The 23,580-nt window shown below is 44.7% G+C and carries 21 protein-coding genes; 17 read left to right on the plus strand and 4 right to left on the minus strand.

Annotated elements, in window-relative coordinates; genetic code table 11:
* Window positions 1-85 precede the first annotated feature (85 nt).
* From rpsA to pyrF, 5 genes are all read left to right on the plus strand, one after another.
* On the plus strand, window positions 86-1,756 hold the full coding sequence (gene rpsA, locus FTW16_RS16295; protein ID WP_010439921.1) for a 30S ribosomal protein S1: 1,671 nt from the start codon (window positions 86-88) through the stop codon (window positions 1,754-1,756).
* A 121-nt stretch (window positions 1,757-1,877) separates the two neighbouring features.
* The gene (ihfB, locus tag FTW16_RS16300) at window positions 1,878-2,162 is read left to right on the plus strand and encodes an integration host factor subunit beta (protein WP_010439923.1); all 285 of its coding nucleotides are present in this window, start codon (window positions 1,878-1,880) and stop codon (window positions 2,160-2,162) included.
* A gap of 129 nt (window positions 2,163-2,291) precedes the next feature.
* On the plus strand, window positions 2,292-2,564 hold the full coding sequence (locus FTW16_RS16305; protein ID WP_010439925.1) for a LapA family protein: 273 nt from the start codon (window positions 2,292-2,294) through the stop codon (window positions 2,562-2,564).
* Between the two features lie 12 nt (window positions 2,565-2,576).
* Window positions 2,577-3,752, plus strand: coding sequence for a lipopolysaccharide assembly protein LapB (gene lapB, locus FTW16_RS16310; protein ID WP_060982844.1), 1,176 nt, complete (start codon window positions 2,577-2,579; stop codon window positions 3,750-3,752).
* A 126-nt stretch (window positions 3,753-3,878) separates the two neighbouring features.
* A complete protein-coding gene (pyrF, locus tag FTW16_RS16315; protein ID WP_061031782.1) occupies window positions 3,879-4,574 on the plus strand; it encodes an orotidine-5'-phosphate decarboxylase in 696 nt (231 codons plus the stop codon).
* 89 nt (window positions 4,575-4,663) lie between these two features.
* Here the strand turns inward: pyrF and miaE are convergent, their stop codons facing one another.
* Together miaE and FTW16_RS16325 are read right to left on the minus strand one after the other, a co-directional pair.
* Entirely contained in the window at window positions 4,664-5,458 is a 795-nt protein-coding gene (miaE, locus tag FTW16_RS16320) for a tRNA isopentenyl-2-thiomethyl-A-37 hydroxylase MiaE (RefSeq protein WP_315897547.1), read from the minus strand.
* A gap of 102 nt (window positions 5,459-5,560) precedes the next feature.
* Window positions 5,561-6,325, minus strand: coding sequence for a DNA repair protein (locus FTW16_RS16325; protein ID WP_146491842.1), 765 nt, complete (start codon window positions 6,323-6,325; stop codon window positions 5,561-5,563).
* 322 nt (window positions 6,326-6,647) lie between these two features.
* On the opposite strand from FTW16_RS16325, the gene cysB reads away from it, so the two are divergent.
* On the plus strand, window positions 6,648-7,622 hold the full coding sequence (gene cysB, locus FTW16_RS16330) for an HTH-type transcriptional regulator CysB (protein ID WP_017060244.1): 975 nt from the start codon (window positions 6,648-6,650) through the stop codon (window positions 7,620-7,622).
* Between the two features lie 145 nt (window positions 7,623-7,767).
* Window positions 7,768-8,970, plus strand: coding sequence for a methyltransferase (locus tag FTW16_RS16335; protein WP_146491843.1), 1,203 nt, complete (start codon window positions 7,768-7,770; stop codon window positions 8,968-8,970).
* Window positions 8,971-9,162: 192 nt separating this feature from the next.
* On the opposite strand, the gene ald is transcribed toward FTW16_RS16335, so the two are convergent.
* Window positions 9,163-10,287 (minus strand): alanine dehydrogenase, encoded by a 1,125-nt coding sequence (ald, locus tag FTW16_RS16340; protein ID WP_017060246.1) that lies wholly within the window; start codon window positions 10,285-10,287, stop codon window positions 9,163-9,165.
* 156 nt (window positions 10,288-10,443) lie between these two features.
* Here ald and lrp point away from each other — a divergent pair, with 156 nt between their 5' ends.
* The 6 genes from lrp (at window position 10,444) to FTW16_RS16370 (ending at window position 18,299) form a co-directional block, all read left to right on the plus strand.
* Window positions 10,444-10,938 (plus strand): leucine-responsive transcriptional regulator Lrp, encoded by a 495-nt coding sequence (gene lrp, locus FTW16_RS16345; RefSeq protein WP_004734558.1) that lies wholly within the window; start codon window positions 10,444-10,446, stop codon window positions 10,936-10,938.
* A gap of 163 nt (window positions 10,939-11,101) precedes the next feature.
* On the plus strand, window positions 11,102-14,263 hold the full coding sequence (locus FTW16_RS16350) for a DNA translocase FtsK 4TM domain-containing protein (protein WP_146491844.1): 3,162 nt from the start codon (window positions 11,102-11,104) through the stop codon (window positions 14,261-14,263).
* An 81-nt stretch (window positions 14,264-14,344) separates the two neighbouring features.
* The gene (gene lolA, locus FTW16_RS16355) at window positions 14,345-14,941 is read left to right on the plus strand and encodes an outer membrane lipoprotein chaperone LolA (RefSeq protein ID WP_146491845.1); all 597 of its coding nucleotides are present in this window, start codon (window positions 14,345-14,347) and stop codon (window positions 14,939-14,941) included.
* A gap of 64 nt (window positions 14,942-15,005) precedes the next feature.
* Window positions 15,006-16,361, plus strand: a complete 1,356-nt coding sequence (locus FTW16_RS16360) for a replication-associated recombination protein A (protein ID WP_279626287.1) — start codon at window positions 15,006-15,008, stop codon at window positions 16,359-16,361.
* Between the two features lie 142 nt (window positions 16,362-16,503).
* Window positions 16,504-17,811, plus strand: a complete 1,308-nt coding sequence (gene serS, locus FTW16_RS16365; RefSeq protein ID WP_048658298.1) for a serine--tRNA ligase — start codon at window positions 16,504-16,506, stop codon at window positions 17,809-17,811.
* 221 nt (window positions 17,812-18,032) lie between these two features.
* On the plus strand, window positions 18,033-18,299 hold the full coding sequence (locus FTW16_RS16370) for a DksA/TraR family C4-type zinc finger protein (protein WP_146491846.1): 267 nt from the start codon (window positions 18,033-18,035) through the stop codon (window positions 18,297-18,299).
* Between the two features lie 99 nt (window positions 18,300-18,398).
* On the opposite strand, the gene bioA is transcribed toward FTW16_RS16370, so the two are convergent.
* A complete protein-coding gene (gene bioA / locus FTW16_RS16375) occupies window positions 18,399-19,676 on the minus strand; it encodes an adenosylmethionine--8-amino-7-oxononanoate transaminase (RefSeq protein ID WP_146491847.1) in 1,278 nt (425 codons plus the stop codon).
* Between the two features lie 159 nt (window positions 19,677-19,835).
* On the opposite strand from bioA, the gene bioB reads away from it, so the two are divergent.
* Genes bioB through bioD form a run of 4 tightly spaced genes read left to right on the plus strand, consistent with a single transcriptional unit; the run spans window position 19,836 to window position 23,570 of the window.
* On the plus strand, window positions 19,836-20,888 hold the full coding sequence (gene bioB / locus FTW16_RS16380) for a biotin synthase BioB (protein WP_016792500.1): 1,053 nt from the start codon (window positions 19,836-19,838) through the stop codon (window positions 20,886-20,888).
* Entirely contained in the window at window positions 20,875-22,086 is a 1,212-nt protein-coding gene (bioF, locus tag FTW16_RS16385) for an 8-amino-7-oxononanoate synthase (protein ID WP_146491935.1), read from the plus strand. The genes bioB and bioF overlap by 14 nt, the downstream gene beginning before the upstream one ends.
* Complete coding sequence (bioC, locus tag FTW16_RS16390) at window positions 22,087-22,890, plus strand: malonyl-ACP O-methyltransferase BioC (protein ID WP_146491848.1); 804 nt, start codon at window positions 22,087-22,089, stop codon at window positions 22,888-22,890.
* On the plus strand, window positions 22,887-23,570 hold the full coding sequence (bioD, locus tag FTW16_RS16395; protein WP_146491849.1) for a dethiobiotin synthase: 684 nt from the start codon (window positions 22,887-22,889) through the stop codon (window positions 23,568-23,570). Before bioC ends, bioD begins: the two co-directional genes overlap by 4 nt.
* The last annotated feature ends 10 nt before the right edge of the window (window positions 23,571-23,580 follow it).

Here is a 23,580-nt window from a genome sequence, read left to right on the forward strand (position 1 = left end):
GTTGGTCGCAAGGATGATGACCGGCGAATTTATCAACCCCATGCGGTAGGATACCCATGGACGTTTAATTATTGAAGATTAAATAATGACTGAATCTTTTGCTCAACTCTTTGAAGAGTTTCTATCTGAAACTGAATTCCAACAAGGCAGCATCGTTAAAGGTACTGTAGTAGCTATCGAGAACGGTTTCGTTCTTGTAGACGCTGGTCTTAAGTCTGAATCTGCTATCCCTGCTGAACAATTCAAGAACGCTGCTGGCGAACTTGAAGTTGAAGTTGGTGCTGAAGTAGACGTAGCTCTAGACGCTGTTGAAGATGGTTTCGGTGAGACTCAACTTTCTCGTGAGAAAGCTAAGCGTCACGAAGCTTGGATCGTACTTGAGAAAGCTTGCGAAGAAGCTGAAACTGTTGTTGGTATCATCAACGGTAAAGTTAAAGGCGGTTTCACTGTTGAACTTAACGGTATCCGTGCTTTCCTTCCAGGTTCTCTAGTAGACGTACGTCCTATCCGTGACACTGCTCACCTAGAAAACAAAGAGCTAGAGTTCAAAGTAATCAAGCTAGACCAGAAGCGTAACAACGTTGTTGTTTCTCGTCGTGCTGTTATCGAATCTGAAAACAGTGTTGAGCGTGACGAACTTCTTGAAACTCTACAAGAAGGTACTGAAGTTAAAGGTATCGTTAAGAACCTTACTGACTACGGTGCATTCGTTGACCTTGGCGGTGTTGACGGTCTTCTACATATCACAGATATGGCTTGGAAGCGCGTTAAGCACCCATCAGAGATCGTTAACGTTGGTGACGAAATCCTAGTTAAAGTTCTTAAGTTCGATCGTGAGCGCACTCGTGTTTCACTAGGTCTTAAGCAACTAGGCGAAGATCCATGGGTAGCAATCGCTAAGCGTTACCCAGAAGGTCACAAGCTTTCTGGTCGTGTTACAAACCTAACTGACTACGGCTGCTTCGTTGAAATCGAAGAAGGCGTTGAAGGTCTAGTACACGTTTCTGAAATGGATTGGACTAACAAGAACATCCACCCTTCTAAAGTTGTTAATGTTGGCGACGAAGTTGAGGTTATGGTTCTTGATATCGACGAAGAGCGTCGTCGTATCTCTCTAGGTCTGAAACAGTGTAAAGCTAACCCATGGCAGTCATTTGCAGAAATGCAAGCTAAGGGCGACAAAGTTACTGGTAAGATCAAGTCTATCACTGACTTTGGTATCTTCATCGGTCTAGAAGGCGGTATCGACGGTCTAGTACACCTATCTGACATTTCTTGGAACGCTGCAGGCGAAGAAGCTGTACGTGAATACAAGAAAGGCGACGAAATCTCTGCTGTTGTTCTAGCAGTAGATGCAGAGCGTGAGCGTATTTCTCTTGGCGTTAAGCAAATGGAAAACGACCCGTTCAACGCATACGTTGCTGACAACAAGAAAGGTGTTCTTGTAAACGGTACTGTTACTGCAGTTGACGCGAAAGGCGCTACTATCGAGCTAATCGAAGGCGTTGAAGGTTACATCCGCGCTTCTGAAGTTTCTCGCGACCGTATCGAAGATGCATCTCTAATCCTAAGCGTTGGCGACAGCGTTGAAGCGAAGTTCACTGGTGTAGACCGTAAGAACCGCGTAATCAACCTATCTATCAAAGCTAAAGATGAAGCTGATGAGCAAGAAGCAATGGCTTCACTGAACAAGTCTGAAGAAGGCGCGTTCGGTAACGCAATGGCAGACGCATTCAAAGCTGCTAAAGGCGAATAATAGCTTCTCATTAAGAGAATTATAGCTATCTAGCCAAGAAAGGAGCCGTAAGGCTCCTTTTTTTTTGCTTATTTTTCCGATAGGTCTATAATTTCTAAAAAGAAAACCAACGAGGGTAACTATGACTAAGTCTGAATTGATTGAAAGACTATGCGCTGAGCAAACGCATCTTTCTGCAAAAGAAATTGAAGACGCTGTAAAAGACATTTTAGAGCACATGGCTTCAACACTAGAAAGTGGTGATCGAATCGAAATTCGCGGCTTTGGCAGCTTTTCTCTGCATTACCGTGAGCCTCGTGTTGGACGTAATCCTAAAACTGGTGACAAGGTTGAGTTGGAAGGCAAATACGTTCCTCACTTTAAACCAGGTAAAGAGCTACGTGAACGAGTAAACTCAGGACTGTAGCCTACTTATCGGAATTAAGAAAAGCGGCATACTATAATGTATGCCGCTTTTTTATGACCATAATATGGTGGTCTGATTAGTAATTTTCCTGCATAATCGTACAGCTAACTAACCAATGAGTGATGAACTATGAAAATTATAAAAATAGTCGCCGTTATCGCACTTTTCCTAATTGCACTGGCTTTAGGCTCTCAAAACCAAACAACTGTGAATTTCAACTATCTGCTAGCGCAAGGTGACTTCCATCTATCAAGTTTACTAGGCGTTGTGTTCGTTTCAGGCTTCGGCCTTGCTTGGTTAGTCTTTGGCAATATGCACATGCGGTCTCAGCTAAAAATTCATCGCTTGAAGAAGCAACTCAATAAGCAATCAAAGCAGGTCGCTGCTGATACTAAAGCTTAAAGGCTATATTTGATGTTAGAGTTACTGTTCTTACTTTTGCCCATCGCAGCCGCTTATGGTTGGTATATGGGTAATCGTAATGCTCAGCAAGAAAAACAAAAGCAATCACACCAGATCTCCCGTCAATACGTGACGGGTTTGAACCTATTACTGTCAGACCAATCTGACAAAGCGGTTGATCACTTCATTGAACTACTTCAAGTAGACAATGAAACTATTGATACTCATTTGGCTTTGGGCAACTTGTTCCGCTCAAGAGGCGAAGTCGACCGCGCTATTCGTATTCACCAAAATCTTATCTCCCGTTCGGGGCTTACTCTCGACCAGAAAAATCTCGCACTGCAACAATTAGCTAAAGACTACATGGTCTCTGGTTTTCTTGATCGCGCCGAAAAAATCTTTGAACAGCTTGTAGAAGAACCCGACCACAAAGAGGGTGCTTTGCAGCAGTTAGTTGCTATTTATCAGCAAACTCGAGAGTGGAATAAGGCTATCCATTACGGAAATATCCTCGTTAAGCTTGGTAAGAAGAAAATGAAGATGCGTGCGACAGTAGCGCATTTTTGGTGTGAACTTGCGATGCAGGAACAAGCTGATGGCAATCGCTCAAAAGCACTTCAGCACTTCAAGAAGGCGCTTTCTGAAGACCCTAAATGTGTCCGTGCCAGTATTGCTTTAGGTAAGTTCCACTTAGCGAATGAAGATTACCAAAAGACAATTGATTGTCTGGAGTCGGTACTCGAACAAGATATCGATTTTATTAGTGAGGTGTTGCCAACCCTTGCTGAGTGTTACCACAAACTTGGGCAAGAAGCGCTACTGGTCGAGTTCCTTAAAGCGTGTATCCAGAATAAAGCCGGTGTATCCGCTGAATTGATGCTTGCTCAGTTGGTCGCGCATCATGAAGACATTGGTTCTGCTCAAGAGTTACTGACCAAGCAGCTTGTCAAAAACCCAACTATGAAAGGTTTTTATCGATTAATCGATTATCACCTAGCAGAAGCCGAAGAAGGTCGAGCAAAAGAAAGTTTAACTACGCTTCAATCTATGGTTGGTGAACAGCTTAAGGTTAAGCCTCATTATCGTTGTCGTCAGTGTGGATTCTCAACACACTCAATGTATTGGCACTGCCCTTCATGTAAGGGGTGGGGAACGATCAAGCCTATTCGTGGGTTGGATGGTGAATAGATTTGTGGTCATTAAAAGACCAAATTATTAATTGCAGCTTTCGGGCTGCATTTTTATGACTGTTACATATCGCCTGCAAGGGTAGATAGATATTTTTTAAGAAAGTTAACTGCGTTAGGAGATGAAATGAACGACCAAAAAATCATTGTAGCCTTGGATTATGACAACCAAGCGGATGCGTTAGCCTTTGTTGATCGTATTGACCCAGCATCTTGCCGCCTTAAAGTGGGTAAAGAGATGTTCACCCTGTTTGGTCCTGAGTTTGTTCGTGAATTACACAAGCGTGGTTTTTCAGTATTCTTGGACCTAAAGTTCCACGATATCCCGAACACATGTTCAAAAGCCGTTCGTGCAGCCGCTGAACTAGGCGTATGGATGGTAAATGTACACGCAAGTGGCGGTGAGCGCATGATGACGGCTTCTCGCGAAATTTTGGAGCCTTACGGTAAAGATCGTCCATTGCTGATTGGCGTAACAGTACTGACGAGCATGGAGCAATCGGATCTAGCGGGTATCGGGTTGGATCTAGAACCACAGCAACAAGTGATGCGTTTAGCTTCTCTTACAAAAAACTCTGGTCTCGACGGTGTGGTGTGTTCAGCACAAGAAGCTTCTTTATTGAAAGGTGCGCTTGGTCAGGAGTTTAAACTAGTGACTCCAGGTATCCGCCCTGTTGGCGCTGATGTTGGTGATCAGAAGCGCATCATGACGCCTTCTAAAGCGATTGAATCAGGTTCTGACTACTTGGTTATCGGTCGTCCAATTACTCAAGCTGTAGACCCTGCAGCTGTGCTTGCTGAGATCAACGGCACGCTAGCTTAACTCTCTCTTATAGCTAGCGCGAAACAAATAAGAAGGCCAGCAAATAGCTAGCCTTCTTTGTTTGGATTGGAGCGTGCTTTCTTAGCGGATTATACTGGTGCGCCACTGTGGAATTTAAAGTCGCTGTCGTCTGAGGTGATCAGATCCGCTTCTACTTGAGCGAAGTGGGCGATACGTTCCGAGATATCTTTACCTGCGATTTGCTCTGCTAACTCAAGGTAATCTTGGTAGTGACGAGCTTCTGAACGAAGTAGGGATACGTAAAACTTCTCCATGTCTTCTTCTAAGAAAGGGGCCAGTTTTGCAAAACGTTCACAAGAGCGTGCTTCAATAAACGCGCCGATGATAAGCTTATCAACTAAAGCATCAGGTTCGTAAGTCTTAACTTGTTTGATCAAGCCTTTAGCATAACGACCCGCCTCGATCGGTTGGTAAGTCACGCCTTTCTTCTCCATCAACTCCATGACTTGGTAGAAGTGATGCAGCTCTTCTTTGATCAGTAGTACCATCTTATCGATCAGGTCAGCACCGTAATTACAGCCTTCTTTCGCTGTGATTTGCTTGGATACGTTGCTTTTACCACGCAGAGACTCTAAGTCTCCGATACGACGGTAAGCAAATTGCTCGTATGGCAAAATCCATTCATTCAGTTGCTTTGCACTTTCTTTATCAACGGCGTACTTGCGGATAAGGAACAAAGCACTCTGTGCCGCCTTAAGTTCACAAAGCATGTGGTCGCGCAGAATGATGTGCAGATTTTCAGGCTTTTTGGCTTCATCGATCCATGAATCTGGCGTTTCAGCTTTAAGAAAAGAGTGGATTGGATCTAATAATTCTTGATACATGGTCAGGGCAAGTTTGTTGATAATGCGAGATTTTATCACAGCTCAAGAGATCTCCCTATACAGAGAAAGGAAATTCGACAGGCACAAAAAAGGCCGCCTATTTGTGTAAATAAGGCGGCCTTTAAGTGTTGAGTTAGACTGTTACCATTTCTTCTTCTGACCAAAGAGGGCATCCATGTCGTCATCACGCTCTTTAGATTCGATCTGTTGTAAATCTTGCGCGTTTTTATCTTGGCGCTTCTGATCAAGCTCGTTAAGCATCTGCTGAAGCTTTTCTTTTGCTTGAGTTGAATATGAATCGTTCTTGGTGGCTAGTGCGTCAATACCTTTACGCAGTAACTGAATTGCCGTTCCTGGTTGTCCGCGAGAAATCGAGTCGTTTGCACGCTTGATAACATTTTCGATGTTGATGCGAATTTGAATCGTCTCTAGACGAGCGTTTTCAACCACATAAGCTTGAGTCTCGAAGCGGCCTTTATTGTGCTCGTTACGTACCGTGTCACGTAGGCGCTTAACTAGCTTAAGCATCATGATTGCTTGCTTGTCACTGCTTGGCACGCGGAAAGTAGTGCTTTCACCACCTTGGTAGTTCTCTTTAAGTTGCGTGATCTGTTGTTTTACGCTTTCAATGCGTTGGGCAAGCTGCTTATTTTTTGGATCGAGTTGATACATGTTTTCTAATGCATCAAGAATTCGATTGTTTAAGCATATAAGAAGATCTTGGCTAAACGGCATATGGTGAGCATTGCCAATCAGCTCTTCTGTTCCGTCAATAATGGTTAGATAACGAGATGCTTCCTGTTTCTTCGCTGTTTCTACCTTAACTTTGTATTGAAGCATGATGTTGTAGCCTAAAACCAACACCAAAAGAACGGCTACTAAGGCGATTATTAAACCAATATTCATATATTTGTGTCTGCTTATTGTTTTCTATAGCTAACTAGAGAGGATACACGATTCCATTGTGTATCGGCACTCGTAAATTGCAATTTCTGATTATCTCTTGTTGAGCGAAATCGGCAATCAAAATTTACCAACTAATGTATGAGAATGAGGACTTGGTTGCAAAGCGTTAGTGATGTTTTTGTTTGTTAAGCTATAAAAATTCAATTTTTCTGTCATTTCTGTGCTCGAAGCGTTATAACTAATAATTATATTACACGAGACTATCACGCTCTCTTTGCAAATAAGTTAGCACAGAAATGAGTAAAGGATTACGAGGTTAGATATGAAGTTACAGCAACTGAAGTACATTGTTGAGGTTGTAAACCATAACCTAAATGTTTCAGCGACAGCAGAGAGTTTGTATACATCTCAGCCTGGCATTAGTAAGCAAGTTAGATTACTTGAAGATGAGCTAGGTATTCAGATTTTCGAGCGTAGTGGTAAGCATTTAACACAGGTTACCCAAGCGGGTGAAGATATCATTCGTATCTCTCAAGAGATTTTGGCTCGTGTTGAAAGTATTAAAGCCGTAGCCGGCGAGCACACTCATCCCGAGATGGGCACGTTGAATATCTCAACCACTCATACTCAAGCTCGTTATGCACTGCCTGATGTGATTAAAGGTTTCACGGCGCGCTATCCAAAAGTATCGCTTCACATGCACCAAGGCACACCAAGCCAAATGTCAGAAGCAGTCGCTAAGGGGACAGCGAATTTTGCGATTGCAACGGAAGCGCTGCACCTATACCAAGACGCAATTATGCTGCCTTGTTATCACTGGAACCGTTCGATCGTCGTGACCAAAGATCACCCTCTGGCACAGAAGCGCAATATCACGATTGAAGATCTTGCGGCTTATTCCCTAGTGACCTACGTATTTGGTTTCACTGGACGTTCTGAGCTTGATACGGCGTTCAACAAAGTTGGTCTAACACCGCGCGTTGTGTTTACCGCAACCGATGCAGACGTCATCAAAACCTACGTTCGTATGGGCATTGGTGTTGGTGTCATCGCAAGTATGGCGATTGACCACGAGCAAGATACTGACTTGGTTGCGATTGATGCGAGCCATCTATTTGGTGCAAGCACAACCAGCATTGGCTTTAGAAAAGGTACCTTCCTGCGTTCTTACATGTTTGACTTTATGGAGCGTTTTGCGCCGCACCTAACTCGCCCAGTGGTTGAGCAAGCTATTTCTTTGAAATCGAATGAAGAGATCGAAGAGATGTTTAAAGATATTGAGCTACCTGTTCGTTAATCTCATCGTGTAAATCTAGATTTTTATTCGGCCTGTATTTGCAGGCCGTTTTTCTTTTGGGCTTTAGCTTTCGTTTTAGTTCTCGTTATCGCCCCTTTCCATTTTGACCTCTTCCCCCTACAATCCACGCATCATAGGGGGAAGCATGCATTCACGATTTAAAATACTCGATTCATTTTTGCTAGAGCACCAGATTTACTGGCGTTCAGAGCCTTTTCACCTATGCCAAACTCAACAGCAGCCGTGGAAAGAGGTCAATCGTCCACTCGTTGATTGGTTAGAAAGCTTAAATAATGAAAGCATTCAAACTTTAAAAGAGCAGCCCAAGCTTTTGGTTGAGGAACTGACTCGCTTCCTCCCTGAATTAGATACTGCCACTCAGAATATCCAGTTCGATAACACAGCTTTGGTTGGTTTAGACCTCCCTCGTGGTACTGCTGAGGGTATTCCTGGCCGAAAGCTATATCAAGTTATCGCGATGGGCGAGGCTGTATTAGATCATCACCATGGCAAAGAGTGGCTCGAGTGGTGTTCTGGTAAAGGCTTTCTTGGTCGAATTCTATCTCAACAATCTGATCAAAAAGTCACTAGCTTTGAATGGCAGCAATCGTTATGCGAAAGCGGACAAAAGATTGCGGATGACCAGAAATTAGAGATGAACTTTGTTCAAGGTGATGCGTTTTCTGACGATGCCGATGACGTATTTAACTCAAACCAACATGCCGTAGCCCTTCATGCTTGTGGCGATCTTCATGTTGAGCTGGTTAAAAAGTCAGTGTCACATGGGCTACCCGCGGTCACGATTTCCCCTTGTTGTTATCATCTTATTCGAAGCGAAAACTACCAAGCGATGTCTTCTGTCGCGAAAAGATCAGCATTAACGTTAAGTAAGAGCGACTTAAGAATCCCGCTTCAAGAAACCGTAACTGGTGGTGAAAGAGTAAAGAGACATCGCCAACTAGAGATGAGCTATCGTCTAGGCTTCAGCCAGTTACTTAAGGCTGAACTTCATATTGAAGAATACATTCCTGTACCGAGCATCAAAAAATCAGAGTTAGCTGAGGGTTTTGAATCATTCTGCCGCTGGGCATCTGATGTGAAAGAGATGTCGCTTGGTTCAGATATCGATTTTGACTCTTATTTGGTTCAAGGCGAAGTGCTTTTCTGGGAAATGGAAAAGCTGAGTTTGGTTCAACAAGTCTTTAGAAGACCTTTAGAGGTATGGCTAGCTTTAGATCGCGCTATCTATCTAAAAGAGCAAGGTTATGAAGCCTCGATTGAAGAGTTCTGCGAACGCAGTATTACGCCAAGAAACCTATTGATTCATGGGATTAAAATCGAGCACTAGTGGTAAACCGTACTATTACGTGTTTTTTCGACCTAAATCCATTAATGCAAAATAAAGCTATAGATACAAATAAAGTCATAAACGCAAAAAAGCCAGCGCGACATAATGTCGTACTGGCTTTTTGTTTAATGTGTATTAATCAACTGAACGCTTCAACGAGAAAATTATTACGTTCAGTTAACCACTACATCATTAGTTAAACATTGCGATTGCTTCAGCTGGATCTACGTATTCAAGGTCAAAGCTCTCTGCAACTTCTTTACAAGTTACTTTACCGTGAATGACGTTTAGACCTTCTAGGAAGCCTTCATCAGACAGAAGTGCTTCGCGGTAGCCTTTGTTCGCTAACTTAACAATGTAAGGAAGTGTTGCATTGTTTAGTGCGTAAGTTGAAGTACGCGCTACAGCACCTGGCATGTTTGCAACACAGTAGTGAACTACGTCATCAACAATGTAAGTTGGGTCTGCATGAGTGGTTGCGTGAGATGTCTCGAAACAACCGCCTTGGTCGATTGCAACGTCAACAACAGCTGAACCTGGCTTCATCTTAGCGATGTGCTCTTTTGTAACCAGTTTAGGCGCTGCTGCACCAGGGATTAGTACTGCACCAATCACTAGGTCTGCTTCTAGAACATGCTTCTCGATAGCGTCTTCAGTAGAATAAACCACTTTTGCGCGACCTTGGAATTCTTCATCAAGACGACGAAGAGTATCTACGTTACGGTCAAGAATTGTAACATCAGCGCGAAGGCCAACAGCCATACGTGCTGCGTTAGCACCTACAACACCACCGCCAACAACAACAACTTTTGCTGGTTCAACACCTGGAACGCCACCAAGAAGAAGACCACAACCACCGTTAGATTTCTCTAATGTTTGTGCACCTGCTTGAATAGACATACGACCAGCTACTTCAGACATTGGTGCTAATAGTGGCAAGCGACCCATATTATCTGTTACAGTCTCATAGGCTACGCAGACAGCTTTGCTCTTGATAAGCTCTTCAGTTTGTGGAAAATCTGGTGCAAGGTGTAAATAGGTAAATAATATTTGCCCTTCGCGAAGCATAGCTCGCTCGACAGCTTGAGGTTCTTTAACCTTTACAATCATCTCTGCTTTCGCGAAAACGTCAGCAGCAGTAGGAAGAATGGATGCGCCTACAGCGATGTAATCATCGTCTGAAAAACCGATACCAGTACCGGCATTGGTTTCTACAAAAACTTGGTGGCCGTGTGAGATTAGTTCTCTCACGCTAGCTGGGGTCATACCAACGCGGTATTCGTGGTTCTTGATTTCCTTAGGTACGCCAATGATCATCCTGACTCCTCATTTTATTTTGGTTGTTTTATCTATGTGTAGGGTAATTCTGTCGAATTAATATCTAGTATAGATAGGTTCAGATAAAATTTGATACTGAATATTAAAAAGTTGTAGTATATTTTTTTGCAAGGAAGTAATAAGGTGGAATAAAAAATGGCAGACAATTATAAGAAGCCGTCCAAGGAACTAGATCGTATTGACCGCAACATTCTTAATGAGTTGCAAAAAGACGGTCGTATCTCAAACGTTGAACTCTCAAAACGAGTAGGACTTTCTCCGACTCCATGTCTTGAACGTGTTCGTCGTTTAGAACGTCAAGGTTACATTACTGGGTACACAGCGTTGCTGAACCCACAGTACCTTGATGCTTCACTTTTAGTGTTTGTTGAAATTACGTTGAACCGTGGTGCGCCAGATGTGTTCGAACAATTCAACACCGCTGTGCAGAAACTGGATGACATCCAAGAGTGTCATTTAGTGTCGGGTGATTTTGACTATCTTCTAAAAACACGTGTATCTGATATGGGTGCTTACCGTAAGCTACTGGGTGATACGTTACTTCGTCTACCGGGCGTAAACGACACTCGAACTTACGTAGTAATGGAAGAAGTGAAACAAACCAATCAACTTGTGATTAAAACTCGTTAGTCACAATTGGTGAAATGAAAGAAAGCGGACATTTGTTCCGCTTTCTTGCTTTCTGGAATTGGGTTTTTCTGTTTGATATGGTTAAATCAACAGTAGTTTCATTGAAACGAGCGGCTTCGGCCGCTCGAGATGTTTTTATCCCGTTTAATTATTAAGTTGGTTTATGTTCAAGCAGAGCAGTAATAAAGTAGAAACAATCATTAAAACGAGTGAAGAGCCCCAGTCTCCTCGTTTGAGTGGTTCTCAACGTCTCAAAGAGTGCAGTCTGATTCTCGGTGTTCTCTTCTCTATTCTACTTGCCGTTGCGTTATTAACTTTTAGTCCTGCAGACCCATCATGGTCGCAAACGGCGTGGGGTGGTGACATTCAAAATGCGGGTGGCTACCTAGGTGCTTGGTTGGCGGATACGCTTTTCTTCGTATTTGGTTCTTTGGCTTACCCTTTGCCTATCTTAGTGACGGTTGCTGCGTGGGTATTATTCCGCAAACGTAATGAAGACGAGCAGATCGACTTCATGCTGTGGGGCACTCGCTTACTCGGCCTGACTATCTTAATCCTTACTAGTTGTGGTCTAGCGGATATCAACTTTGACGACATCTGGTACTTTTCATCAGGTGGCGTAGTGGGCGACGTCTTAACCAGCCTTGCACTTCCGACGTTGAATGTTCTTGGTAGTACGCTAGTCCTTCTTTTCTTATGGGGTGCTGGCTTTACTCTATTAACCGGTATTTCTTGGTTAAGCATTGTGGAATGGCTGGGTGAATGTGCCATCAAATTCTTCACATCTGCTGTTAATAAGGCTCGTGGCCAAGATCAAGAGCTACTAGAGCCTCAGTTAAGAGAATCAGCAGACCGCGATTTAATCGAAGAGCGTCATCAAGAGCCGACTTACCGTGATGTTCCTGCTTTAGAAGACAACAAAGAATCAACAGAGCATGACCCGCTAGATCCTGCGATGAGCTTTTCCGCGACTAATGATTCTTCAGGTGTGGCGGCAAGTGCGCTAGACAATGCTGCATCGCCGAAGCGTCATTACAATATTCACATGCCAGTCGAAGCTGCTGCGAAGCAAGATGTTGCTGTTCATGAACAACCTCAGGTTCAGCTTCAAGCTGCAATTGAGCCAGAGCAACCGATCCCTACTGCTCCTATTTACCAAACGCCAGAAGAGCCATTAGAAGAAGGTATTGAGCGCTCGAAGCAGTTGAATGCAACGATAGAGCAGCTAGAAAATGCGGCCATGTATGAAGATGATCTAGCGGAACAAGATCAGGTCGACGCGCATGAGTCTCAGGTTGCGTACCAACAATACATGCAGAACGAACAATCAGAAGTTAGCCCTACTCATGCTGAACTTGAAAGTGCTGAACCAGAGTTAGATAGCTCACCACAAGTAAATGGCGAATTCGGTGCTGAAGATGTTCAGCCTGAATCTTTATACGCTTCACCTATAGGCGAGCCAGAAGCAACAGTGGAAGACGATTTCTCTGCACAACCTTCACCGTTTGATGTAACGGAAGATCAAAGCTACGAACAGGCTTCAGATCTTGAATCTGAACAGACTGAAGCTGAGTTAGCTGACGCAGCATTAACCGACGAGCAGTTTGAACCTTTCTCTTACCAAGAAGAACATTCAGAACCTGAACAACCAACAGAGCAAAGCCAAGAACCAGCTGTTGATCTTCCTTGGGAAGAGGTAACGGAAGAAGAACCTTCGCATCAAGATCAAGATGTCGCCGCATTCCAAAGCATTGTTTCTGAAGCACAAGCGAATATGGCAGCGGCGCAGAACCCGTTCTTGGTTCAACAAGATGTTAATTTACCGAAACCTGCTGAGCCATTACCAACGCTTGAATTGTTATTCCACCCTGAAAAGCGTGAAACCTTTATTGACCGTGATGCATTAGAGGCGATTGCTCGCCTTGTTGAATCTAAGCTAGCGGACTATAAGATCAAAGCTGATGTGGTTGATATTTTCCCAGGTCCAGTAATCACTCGATTCGAACTTGATCTGGCTCCAGGCGTGAAAGTGAGCCGTATTTCGGGCCTTTCTATGGACTTGGCTCGTTCGCTCTCTGCATTGGCTGTACGTGTTGTAGAGGTGATTCCGGGTAAACCTTATGTTGGCTTAGAGCTGCCGAACATGAGTCGTCAAACGGTATTCTTCTCAGATGTGGTTGCTAGCCCTCAGTTCCAAGAAGCGAAATCGCCGACGACAGTGGTTCTAGGACAAGACATCGCAGGTGAAGCGGTCATTGCTGATCTATCGAAAATGCCTCACGTTCTGGTTGCTGGTACAACCGGTTCTGGTAAGTCGGTAGGTGTGAACGTAATGATTCTGAGTATGCTTTACAAAGCATCACCGGAAGATGTTCGATTCATCATGATCGACCCGAAAATGCTTGAGTTATCGGTTTACGAAGGCATCCCTCATCTATTGTCTGAAGTGGTAACCGACATGAAAGATGCGTCGAACGCCCTTCGTTGGTGTGTAGGCGAGATGGAACGCCGTTATAAGCTGATGTCAGCGTTAGGCGTTCGTAATATTAAAGGTTACAACGATAAGCTTAAGATGGCTGCGGAAGCGGGTCATCCAATTCACGATCCACTGTGGAAGCCGGGCGACAGCATGGACCCTGAAGCGCCATTGCTTGAGAAGCTGCCTTACATTGTGGTTATCGTTGATGAATTTGCCGACCTAATCATGGTGGTCGGTAAGAAGGTTGAAGAACTGATTGCACGTTTGGCACAAAAAGCTCGTGCGGCGGGTGTTCACTTGATCCTAGCGACGCAGCGTCCTTCGGTGGATGTTATTACCGGCCTTATCAAAGCGAACATTCCAACTCGTGTGGCCTTTACGGTATCAACCAAAACGGATTCACGAACTATCCTTGACCAAGGTGGTGCCGAATCACTATTGGGCATGGGTGATATGCTTTACTTGCCGCCGGGTTCTAGTCATACAACTCGTGTTCATGGTGCCTTTGCGTCTGATGACGATGTACACGCAGTCGTGAATAACTGGAAAGCGCGTGGTAAGCCAAACTATATTGATGAAATCACCAACGGTGAACAAACTCCTGAAACCTTGCTTCCGGGCGAGAAGATGGAAGGTGATGAAGAAGTCGATCCTCTGTTTGATCAAGTAGTAGAACACGTTGTTCACTCACGTCGCGGTTCAGTTTCTGGCGTACAGCGTCGATTCAAGATCGGTTATAACCGCGCAGCACGTATTGTTGAGCAACTTGAAGCGCAAGGTATCGTAAGTGCGCCGGGCCACAACGGTAACCGAGAAGTCTTAGCGCCAGCGCCACCAAAAGATTAGGTCAACACGCCCTATGAACTTATGTCCATTAAGTCGGTCAAATCGAGAATATGACCGACTTATGTTTTAACAGGATTATTGATGAAAAAAGTATTTGCACTTTTATTTATGAGCTTCTCAGTGTTTGCTTCTCCGAAAGAAGAGTTGAGTAGCCGTTTGGCATTGAACGCAGGTTTCAGTGCTGACTTTAAACAAGTCGTGACCAGCCCTGATGGTGATGTGGTGATGGAAGGCGAGGGTACCGTAGAGATTGCACGCCCAAGCTTATTCCGTTGGGAAACCACTTTCCCAGATGAAAACTTGTTGGTATCTGATGGCCAAAGCTTGTGGTACTACAGCCCCTTCATCGAGCAAGTAAGTATTTACTGGCAAGAGCAAGCGACATCACAAACACCTTTTGTTTTGCTTACACGCAACCAAGAAAGCGATTGGGATAACTACAATGTGGCGCAAACGGGTAATCAATTTACGCTAACGCCAACCGCGGTCGATTCAAATCAGGGTGACTTCCAGATTAATATCACTGAAAAGGGCATTGTTCAGGGCTTTAATGTGATTGAACAAGATGGCCAAAAAGGTGAGTTTACCTTTAGCAATGTTGACTTAGGTAAACCAGCAGCAGACCGCTTTACTTTTGTGGCACCGGACGGTGTCGAGGTCGACGACCAAAGAAACTGATCTAAACAAGCAGATCGTTTGGTAGTAAGTCGATAGGCATTAATGCCATCAACGAATCAAGAGATTGCAATTGAGTAATTACAGCTTAGATTTTGCAGGGGACGAAGATTTTCGTCCCCTTGCTGCTCGTATGAGACCGGAAACTGTCGAACAGTACATCGGTCAGCAGCATATATTGGGCCCAGGGAAACCCCTTCGCAGAGCATTGGAAGCGGGCCATATCCATTCCATGATTCTATGGGGCCCTCCGGGCACCGGTAAAACGACACTCGCAGAAGTGGCAGCAAATTATGCGAATGCTGAAGTTGAGCGCGTATCAGCGGTAACATCGGGCGTGAAAGACATTCGTATCGCCATTGAGAAAGCCCGAGAAAACAAACAAGCAGGGCGCAGAACAATCTTGTTTGTGGACGAGGTGCATCGCTTTAACAAAAGTCAGCAAGATGCCTTTCTACCTCATATTGAAGATGGCACGGTCACCTTTATTGGCGCGACCACAGAAAATCCTTCTTTTGAATTGAACAACGCTTTGCTGTCACGTGCGCGTGTTTACAAACTGACTTCTCTCAATACCGAGGATATTTCCCTCGTTATCCGCCAAGCGATTGAAGATAAGCAACGCGGGTTAGGTGATGTGCCTGCTGATTTTGCTGATAATGTTTTAGATCGCCTTGCAGAACTGGTTAACGGCGACGCGCGTATGTCGCTTAACTATCTTGAACTGCTGTATGACATGGCAGAAGACAACGATAAAGGCGAGAAAGCGATAACCTTGCAGTTGCTGGCTGAAGTGGCCGGTGAGAAGGTCGCTCGTTTTGATAATAAAGGCGACATTTGGTACGACCTAATATCTGCAGTTCATAAGTCAATTCGTGGTTCAAACCCTGATGCCGCTTTATATTGGTCGGCACGCATGATTGCGGCAGGTTGCGATCCTCTGTATATCGTTAGACGCTTGCTGGCGATTGCTTCTGAAGATATTGGCAATGCTGACCCTCGCGCAATGCAAGTCGCGATGTCGGCTTGGGATTGTTTTACACGTATTGGCCCTGCTGAAGGGGAGCGTGCGATTGCACAGGCGGTTGTTTATCTCGCGTGTGCACCAAAGAGTAACGCCGTTTATACAGCTTGGAAGCAAGCGTTAACAGACGCGCACAATCTGCCTGAGTATGAAGTCCCTCATCATTTGCGGAATGCACCCACAACTTTGATGAAGGACATGGGCTACGGGCAAGAATACCGTTATGCTCATGACGAACCTGGAGCCTACGCGGCTGGCGAAAAGTATCTGCCTCCTGAAATGGGAGAGAAGCAATACTATTTCCCAACAAAACGAGGCTTAGAGACCAAAATTGGCGAGAAGCTAGATTATCTGGCGGATTTGGACGCAAAAAGCCCACAAAAACGCTATGAAAAGTAGTCTTTTTTGGATATCGTTACCTAGTCATAAAAATTCAATTAAATCGTTAAAAGTTGGTCGAAATAGCACCAGTTTTAGAGGTTTAGCAGTGATTCAGTAGCAAACTACTGAATATTCAAATAACTAAAGCATAGGATTAGCAATGCTGGATTCTAAATTACTTCGAGCTGAGCTGGATGAAACAGCGGCAAAATTAGCACGTCGAGGCTTCACCCTTGATGTAGAGACAATTCGTGAACTTGAAGAAAAACGTAAGTCCCTTCAGATGAAAACTGAAGAGCTACAAGCGTTACGTAACTCTCGATCGAAGTCCATTGGTCAAGCGAAAGCAAAAGGCGACCATGAAGAAGCTGAGCGTATCCTTGCAGAAGTAGGCAACTTAGGCGCAGAACTAGACCAAGCTAAAGTAGCATTGGCTGATCTTCAATCTGAGCTAGAAACGATCACAATGTCTATTCCTAACCTACCTGATGCAGAAGTGCCAGATGGTAAAGATGAAGACGACAACGTAGAAGTTTCTCGTTGGGGTCAACCTAAGGCTTACGACTTTGAAGTGAAAGATCATGTAGATCTTGGCGAAATGTCTGGCGGTCTTGATTTTGCTAGCGCAGTTAAAATCTCTGGTTCTCGTTTCATCGTGATGAAAGGCAAGTTTGCGCGTCTACACCGTGCTATTGCTCAGTTCATGTTGGACCTTCACACAGATGAGCACGGCTACACAGAAATGTACGTACCGTACCTAGTGAACCACGATAGCCTTTACGGTACTGGTCAACTTCCTAAGTTCGGCGAAGACTTGTTCCACACAAGCCCGCTAACTGAGCAAGTAAGTGATGTGCCTCTTAAGACTCTATCGCTTATCCCTACTGCGGAAGTTCCGGTAACGAACATGGTTCGTGACACAATTACTGATGAAGCTGAACTGCCACTTAAGATGACGGCTCACACGCCGTGTTTCCGTTCTGAAGCGGGTTCTTACGGTCGTGACACTCGTGGTCTTATCCGTATGCACCAATTCGACAAAGTTGAATTAGTACAAATCACTAAGCCAGAAGACTCAATGGCAGCGCTTGAAGAGCTAACTGGTCACGCTGAGAAAGTACTTCAACTTCTAGAGCTTCCTTACCGTAAAGTGATTCTATGTACAGGTGACATGGGCTTCGGTTCTGCGAAAACTTACGACTTAGAAGTATGGGTTCCAGCGCAAGAGACTTACCGTGAAATCTCTTCTTGTTCAAACATGTGGGATTTCCAAGCACGTCGTATGCAAGCTCGTTTCCGTCGTAAAGGCGAGAAGAAACCTGAACTTGTACACACACTAAACGGTTCTGGTCTTGCTGTTGGTCGTACTATGGTTGCTATTCTTGAGAACAACCAAGAAGCTGATGGCCGTATTGCTATCCCAGCAGTGCTTCAGCCATACATGGGCGGCGTAACGCACATCGGTTAATTAGACTGATTAAGCATCAGATTGCTCATAAAACCCAGCCAGCAGGCTGGGTTTTTTATTGCCTATAGAATAGTGCGGTGGCGAGAAATAAATAACTTTTGTTACCTGTGCGTAATAGTGTTTTCTTAATTTTGATAATTATTACAATCCTTAAATGTGGCTATAATATGCTCTTACCGCGGTAGGTATAGATTTTCTCGTTCAAATACTGAGGAGGGCTTATGGCCGTAGGATGGGCTGGTGACGATAGTGTCAGCCAGCAAATTCAAAATACCATTGATGATGAGATCTCTCGAGTAAGAGGTAACATTCAAGGCGGAGAAAGCTTGCGTTATTGCGATGAATGCGGTGATGAGATACCAGAACAAAGACGTCTTGCGATTAAAGGCGTACGTTTCTGTATTGAATGTCAGTCAATATTAGAGCATGACGCACATCGACATTCATTGTTTAACCGTCGAGCAAGTAAAGATAGCCAATTACGTTAAATTGTTAACTATCACCGAAAATATACTAAGGCCTTACTTTCACGTAAGGCCTTTTAATTTATGAGATTCACTAACAAAGGAAGATAAGAGTAAACTCCGTTACTTAAAGCAGTTATTATCCTGTAATACACTTTCAATGGCTGAAACAAGCTGCTCGATATGTTCTGGCTTACTAATAAAGGGAGGCATCATATAAATCAATTTACCAAATGGGCGAATCCAAACACCTTGCTCAACAAAATGAGCTTGAATGGTTTCCATATCGACAGGTGTATGTGTTTCAACAACGCCAATCGCTCCTAGCCAGCGTACGTCTTTAACCAGATCATGCTCTCGCAAAGGTGGCAGTAATTCAGAGAAGAGTTGTTCGATCTGTTGAGTCTGATTTTGCCAATGGCCTTGCTCTATGATCGATAAACTTGCCGCGCCGACCGCGCAAGCCAATGGGTTACCCATAAAGGTTGGTCCGTGCATAAAGCAACCCGCTTCACCACCACATACCGTATCTGCGACCTCTTTGCTCGCCAGCGTTGCAGAAAGGGTCATGTAGCCGCCAGTCAGCGCTTTACCCAAGCATAGAATGTCCGGTTGAACATCGGCATGCTCACACGCGAACAATTTCCCAGTGCGGCCAAACCCGGTCGCAATCTCATCTAAAATCAGCAATACGTTGAATTCATCACACAGCAATCGAACCTGTTTTAGGAACTCAGGGTGGTAGATGCGCATACCGCCAGCGCCTTGAACAATTGGCTCTAGGATCACGGCAGCGATTTCTTCATGGTGTACGGTCAACTTTTCGCGAAAGCTATCAATGTCTTTGGCGTTCCACTCATCCCAAAAGCCAGTTTTTGGTGAATCAGCGAAAATGTGTTCCGGCAGAAAACCTTTATAGAGGCTATGCATTGAGTTGTCAGGATCGGTCACTGACATCGCTGCAAAGGTATCACCGTGGTAGCCATCTCTGAGTGTGAGGAATTTCGAACGAGGTTGCCCCTTGGCATGCCAGTATTGAAGCGCCATTTTAAGGCTTACTTCTACCGCGACTGAACCTGAATCAGCCAAGAATACATGTTCAAGATTACTTGGTGCGAGATTCAAAAGCTTTTTACACAAATCGATAGCGGGCTGATGGGTGATACCACCAAACATAACGTGTGAAACTTTATCAATTTGACTGTGAGCCGCAGCGTTTAGTTCTGGGTGGTTGTAGCCATGAATGGTTGACCACCAAGATGACATGCCATCAATAATTCGTTTTCCGCCTTCTAATTCTAGGTAAACACCTTCTGCATTTGTGACCGGGTAGCAGGTCAGAGGTGTCAACGTTGATGTGTAGGGATGCCAGATATGCTGGCGATCAAAGGCGAGATCCATAGTAATTTCCATTCCTGGTGTTGATTAAAAAATAACCAAATGTAAACTTTTGATATTATCAATGTGTTGACAGTCTAAAGCTTGTCGGTAGACTAGCCAAGCATAAATGCAATCTCTAGTGATGGAGATGCAACATCAAATAATAAAAAGGATCGACACGTGGAAGTTCGTCATGACTGGACAGTTGCTGAAGTAACAGCGCTGCTTGAAAAACCGTTTATGGATTTAATGTTTGAAGCTCAAGTGGTTCATAGACAGTACCAAGAGCACAACCACGTGCAGGTGAGTACGCTGTTATCGATAAAGACTGGTGCTTGCCCTGAAGATTGTAAGTACTGTCCTCAAAGTGCTCACTACCGAACGGATGTCGACAAAGAACGCTTAATGGAAGTTGAGCGTGTTTTGGATGCGGCGCAAAAAGCCAAAAATGCGGGCTCAACTCGTTTCTGTATGGGCGCTGCATGGAAAAACCCGAAAGAACGCGATATGCCTCACCTAACTGACATGATCAAAGGTGTGAAGGGCATGGGCCTAGAAACTTGTATGACACTAGGTATGTTAACGCCTGATCAAGCAGGTGAGCTTGCAGACGCAGGTTTGGACTACTACAACCATAACCTTGATACGTCGCCAGAATTCTACGGTAGTATTATTACCACCCGTACTTACCAAGATCGTTTAGATACGCTATCTCACGTACGTGATGCCGGGATGAAGATCTGTTCTGGTGGCATCATCGGTATGGGCGAAAGTACTAATGACCGTGCAGGCTTGCTGGTAGAGCTAGCGAACCTTCCTGTACACCCAGAGAGTGTGCCAATCAACATGCTCGTGAAAGTGAAAGGCACACCGATGGAAAACGTCGATGATGTTGAATCTTTTGACTTCATTAAGTTGATTGCGATTGCTCGTATCATGATGCCAATGTCTGCGGTTCGCTTATCTGCCGGTCGTGAAAACATGAATGAACAGATGCAGGCGATGTGTTTTATGGCTGGCGCGAACTCTATTTTCTACGGCTGTAAGCTACTGACTACGCCAAATCCAGATGAAGACACGGACATGCAGTTATTTAAGAAGTTAGGGATCAACAGCCAACAAGTGGCTCAGAAGCCTGATGAAATTCAAGAAAACGAACTGTTAGATCAAGTGGTGGAGCGCGTTGCTGCTCGTCCAACGAAAGATGACATGTTCTACGATGCCACTGTTTAAATCTCGTATCAAAAGAGCTCTTGCTCATCGCCGTGAGCAAGGGTTAACTCGCCAACTTAAGGTGTTAGAAAACAGTAATGGTCCTTTGCTTACTAGCGAAGGTTCTAGCTTCATTAATTTTTCGAGTAATGATTACCTAGGCTTGGCGAGCGATCCTGAATTGGTGGAGGCGTGGCAAGCGGGACTTTCTCAGTATGGTGCTGGTAGTGCGGCATCGCCATTGGTCACGGGGTTTACTCCTGCTCATCGAAATTTAGAAGCTCAACTTTGTGAATGGTTGGGTTTTGAACGTGCAATTCTCTTTAGTTCTGGTTTCAGTGCGAACCAAGCCTTGTTGTTTTCTCTGCTCGAAAAAGACGACTCTCTGCTGCAAGACAAACTTAACCACGCCTCTTTGATGGAAGCGGGGATGCTTTGTCCTGCAACAATGAAACGTTTCAAGCACAACGATACTCAGCACCTCGAGTCTTTACTAAGCCGCTCTCCACAATCATTAGTCGTTACTGAAGGTGTGTTTAGCATGGATGGCGACCAAGCGCCTCTTAGCCAGATATTTAACCTGACTAATCGATACGACAATTGGTTGGCAGTTGATGATGCCCACGGTATCGGCGTATTAGGTGATAAAGGGGCTGGGAGCTGCAGTGCGGCACAAGTCTCACCTGATATCTTGGTGGTGACCTTTGGTAAAGCATTTGGCCTCTCTGGTGCTGCGATTTTGTGCTCGTCAGAGGTGGGTGATTACTTAACTCAATTTGCTCGTCATCACGTTTACTCTACGGCAATGCCACCTTCACAAGCGGTGGCTTTGTCTCATGCCTGTCAGATGATTCAAAATCAAGAGTGGCGCCGAGAAAAGCTGGCGGAGTTAGGCTCTCTCTATGCAGAGCAAATGAGCGGCTTGAAAGGTTTTGTGGATACTCAGACGCCGATCAAGCCGTTTTTAATCGGCGAAGCCCAGTCTGCACTATCTATTGCTGAAGAGTTAAAGCAAAACCAAGTTTGGGTGACCGCAATAAGGCCACCAACCGTTCCTGCTGGAACCGCTCGATTACGAATCACGTTAACGGCTAAACATAGCCAAAAACAGATTCTCCAGTTAACCAGGTCGTTGCATCAAGCCATTGAACGAAACATCGACTCAGGCGTTAAATCGGGTATCCATCCAAGCTTTGAATCAACTAAAGAGGCTCAGTAAATGTCACAAGAAGCAGTAGTGGATAATTACGTCGGCCAAGACAAAAGTGCGATTGCCGAAGCCTTTGGTAAAGCAGCAACAACCTATGACAAACACGCTGAATTCCAGCGAGATGTCGGCCACAGACTGCTGGATAAGTTACCCAGCGATCTGTCAGGCTTTAAGGTGCTCGATTTAGGCTGTGGCACTGGCTATTTCTCCGAACAGATGGTGAAACGAGGCGCTGAAGTGGTTTGCGCTGATCTTTCTGTTGGAATGTTAGAAACCGCAGAGAAGCGTTGTGGTGCATCTGTCTCTTTATATCAACAAGCCGATGCTGAACAATTACCGTTTGAAGATGGGTGTTTTGACATCGTTTTCTCTAGCCTTGCGTTGCAATGGTGTGATGATTTATCGTCGCCTTTGAAAGAGATGAAGCGTGTTACAACGGCTGGTGGACGTGTGATTTTCTCAACTTTGCTTGATGGGTCACTGTTTGAACTGGAAAAGTCATGGTCCAAAATTGACGCACATCAACACGTTAACCATTTTATTACAATCAATCAGGTAAAAATTGCGTTAGCGCAATCTAGCTGTACTGCTCATCAACTAGACTTGCCCACCATCACCGTTTGGTACGACACTGCGTTTGAACTGATGCGCGACCTTAAAGGTATCGGCGCTAATCACGTAAGTGGTCGCTCACAAGGTTTAACAAGCCGCCGTATGTTGCAGCTTGTTGAACGGGAATATCGAGAGTTCAAAAACCATCAAGGTTTCTTACCAGCAACATATCAAGTTTGTTTAGGGGTTATTCAATTATGATTGATGCATTATTCATTGCAGGTACGGATACCGAAGTGGGAAAAACTGTGGTTTCAAAAGCGATTCTTCAAGCTTTGGCCGCACAAGATTTATCAACAATTGGCTACAAGCCAGTTGCTGCAGGGTGTGAGCAATACCCTGAAGGGTTACGTAACAGTGATGCACTGCATCTTCAAGAAGCGGCGACACAAGACATTGCTTACGAAGACGTTAACCCGTACGCATTGTTACTACCATCATCACCTCACATCGCAGCCAAGCATGACGGTGTCGTGATTGATGAAGCGGTATTATCAGCGAAGCTAGACGAGCATAAGCAAAACTCTGACATCGTCCTAGTTGAAGGTGCGGGTGGCTGGCGTGTACCGGTTTCAGATGATGAATACTTGTCTAGCTGGGTTAAAAAAGAACAGCTTCCAGTTGTATTGACCGTGGGTATTAAGCTGGGTTGTTTAAGCCATGCTCTGTTAACGGCAGAAGCGATTCGTGCTGACGGACTAAACTTAGTTGGTTGGGTAGCAAACCGCATTAATCCAGGCACTGAGCACTACGCTGATATTATTGCGATGCTTGAAGACAAACTAGGTGCGCCAAAGCTAGGTGAGATCCCTTACGTACCAAAAGCTAAGTCTAAGAACATTGGTAAGTACATCGATGTTCAACCATTGCTAGCACTGTAATTGGTTATTA

The organism is Vibrio sp. T20 (genome assembly GCF_007858795.1).
Classification (GTDB): domain Bacteria; phylum Pseudomonadota; class Gammaproteobacteria; order Enterobacterales; family Vibrionaceae; genus Vibrio; species Vibrio satsumensis.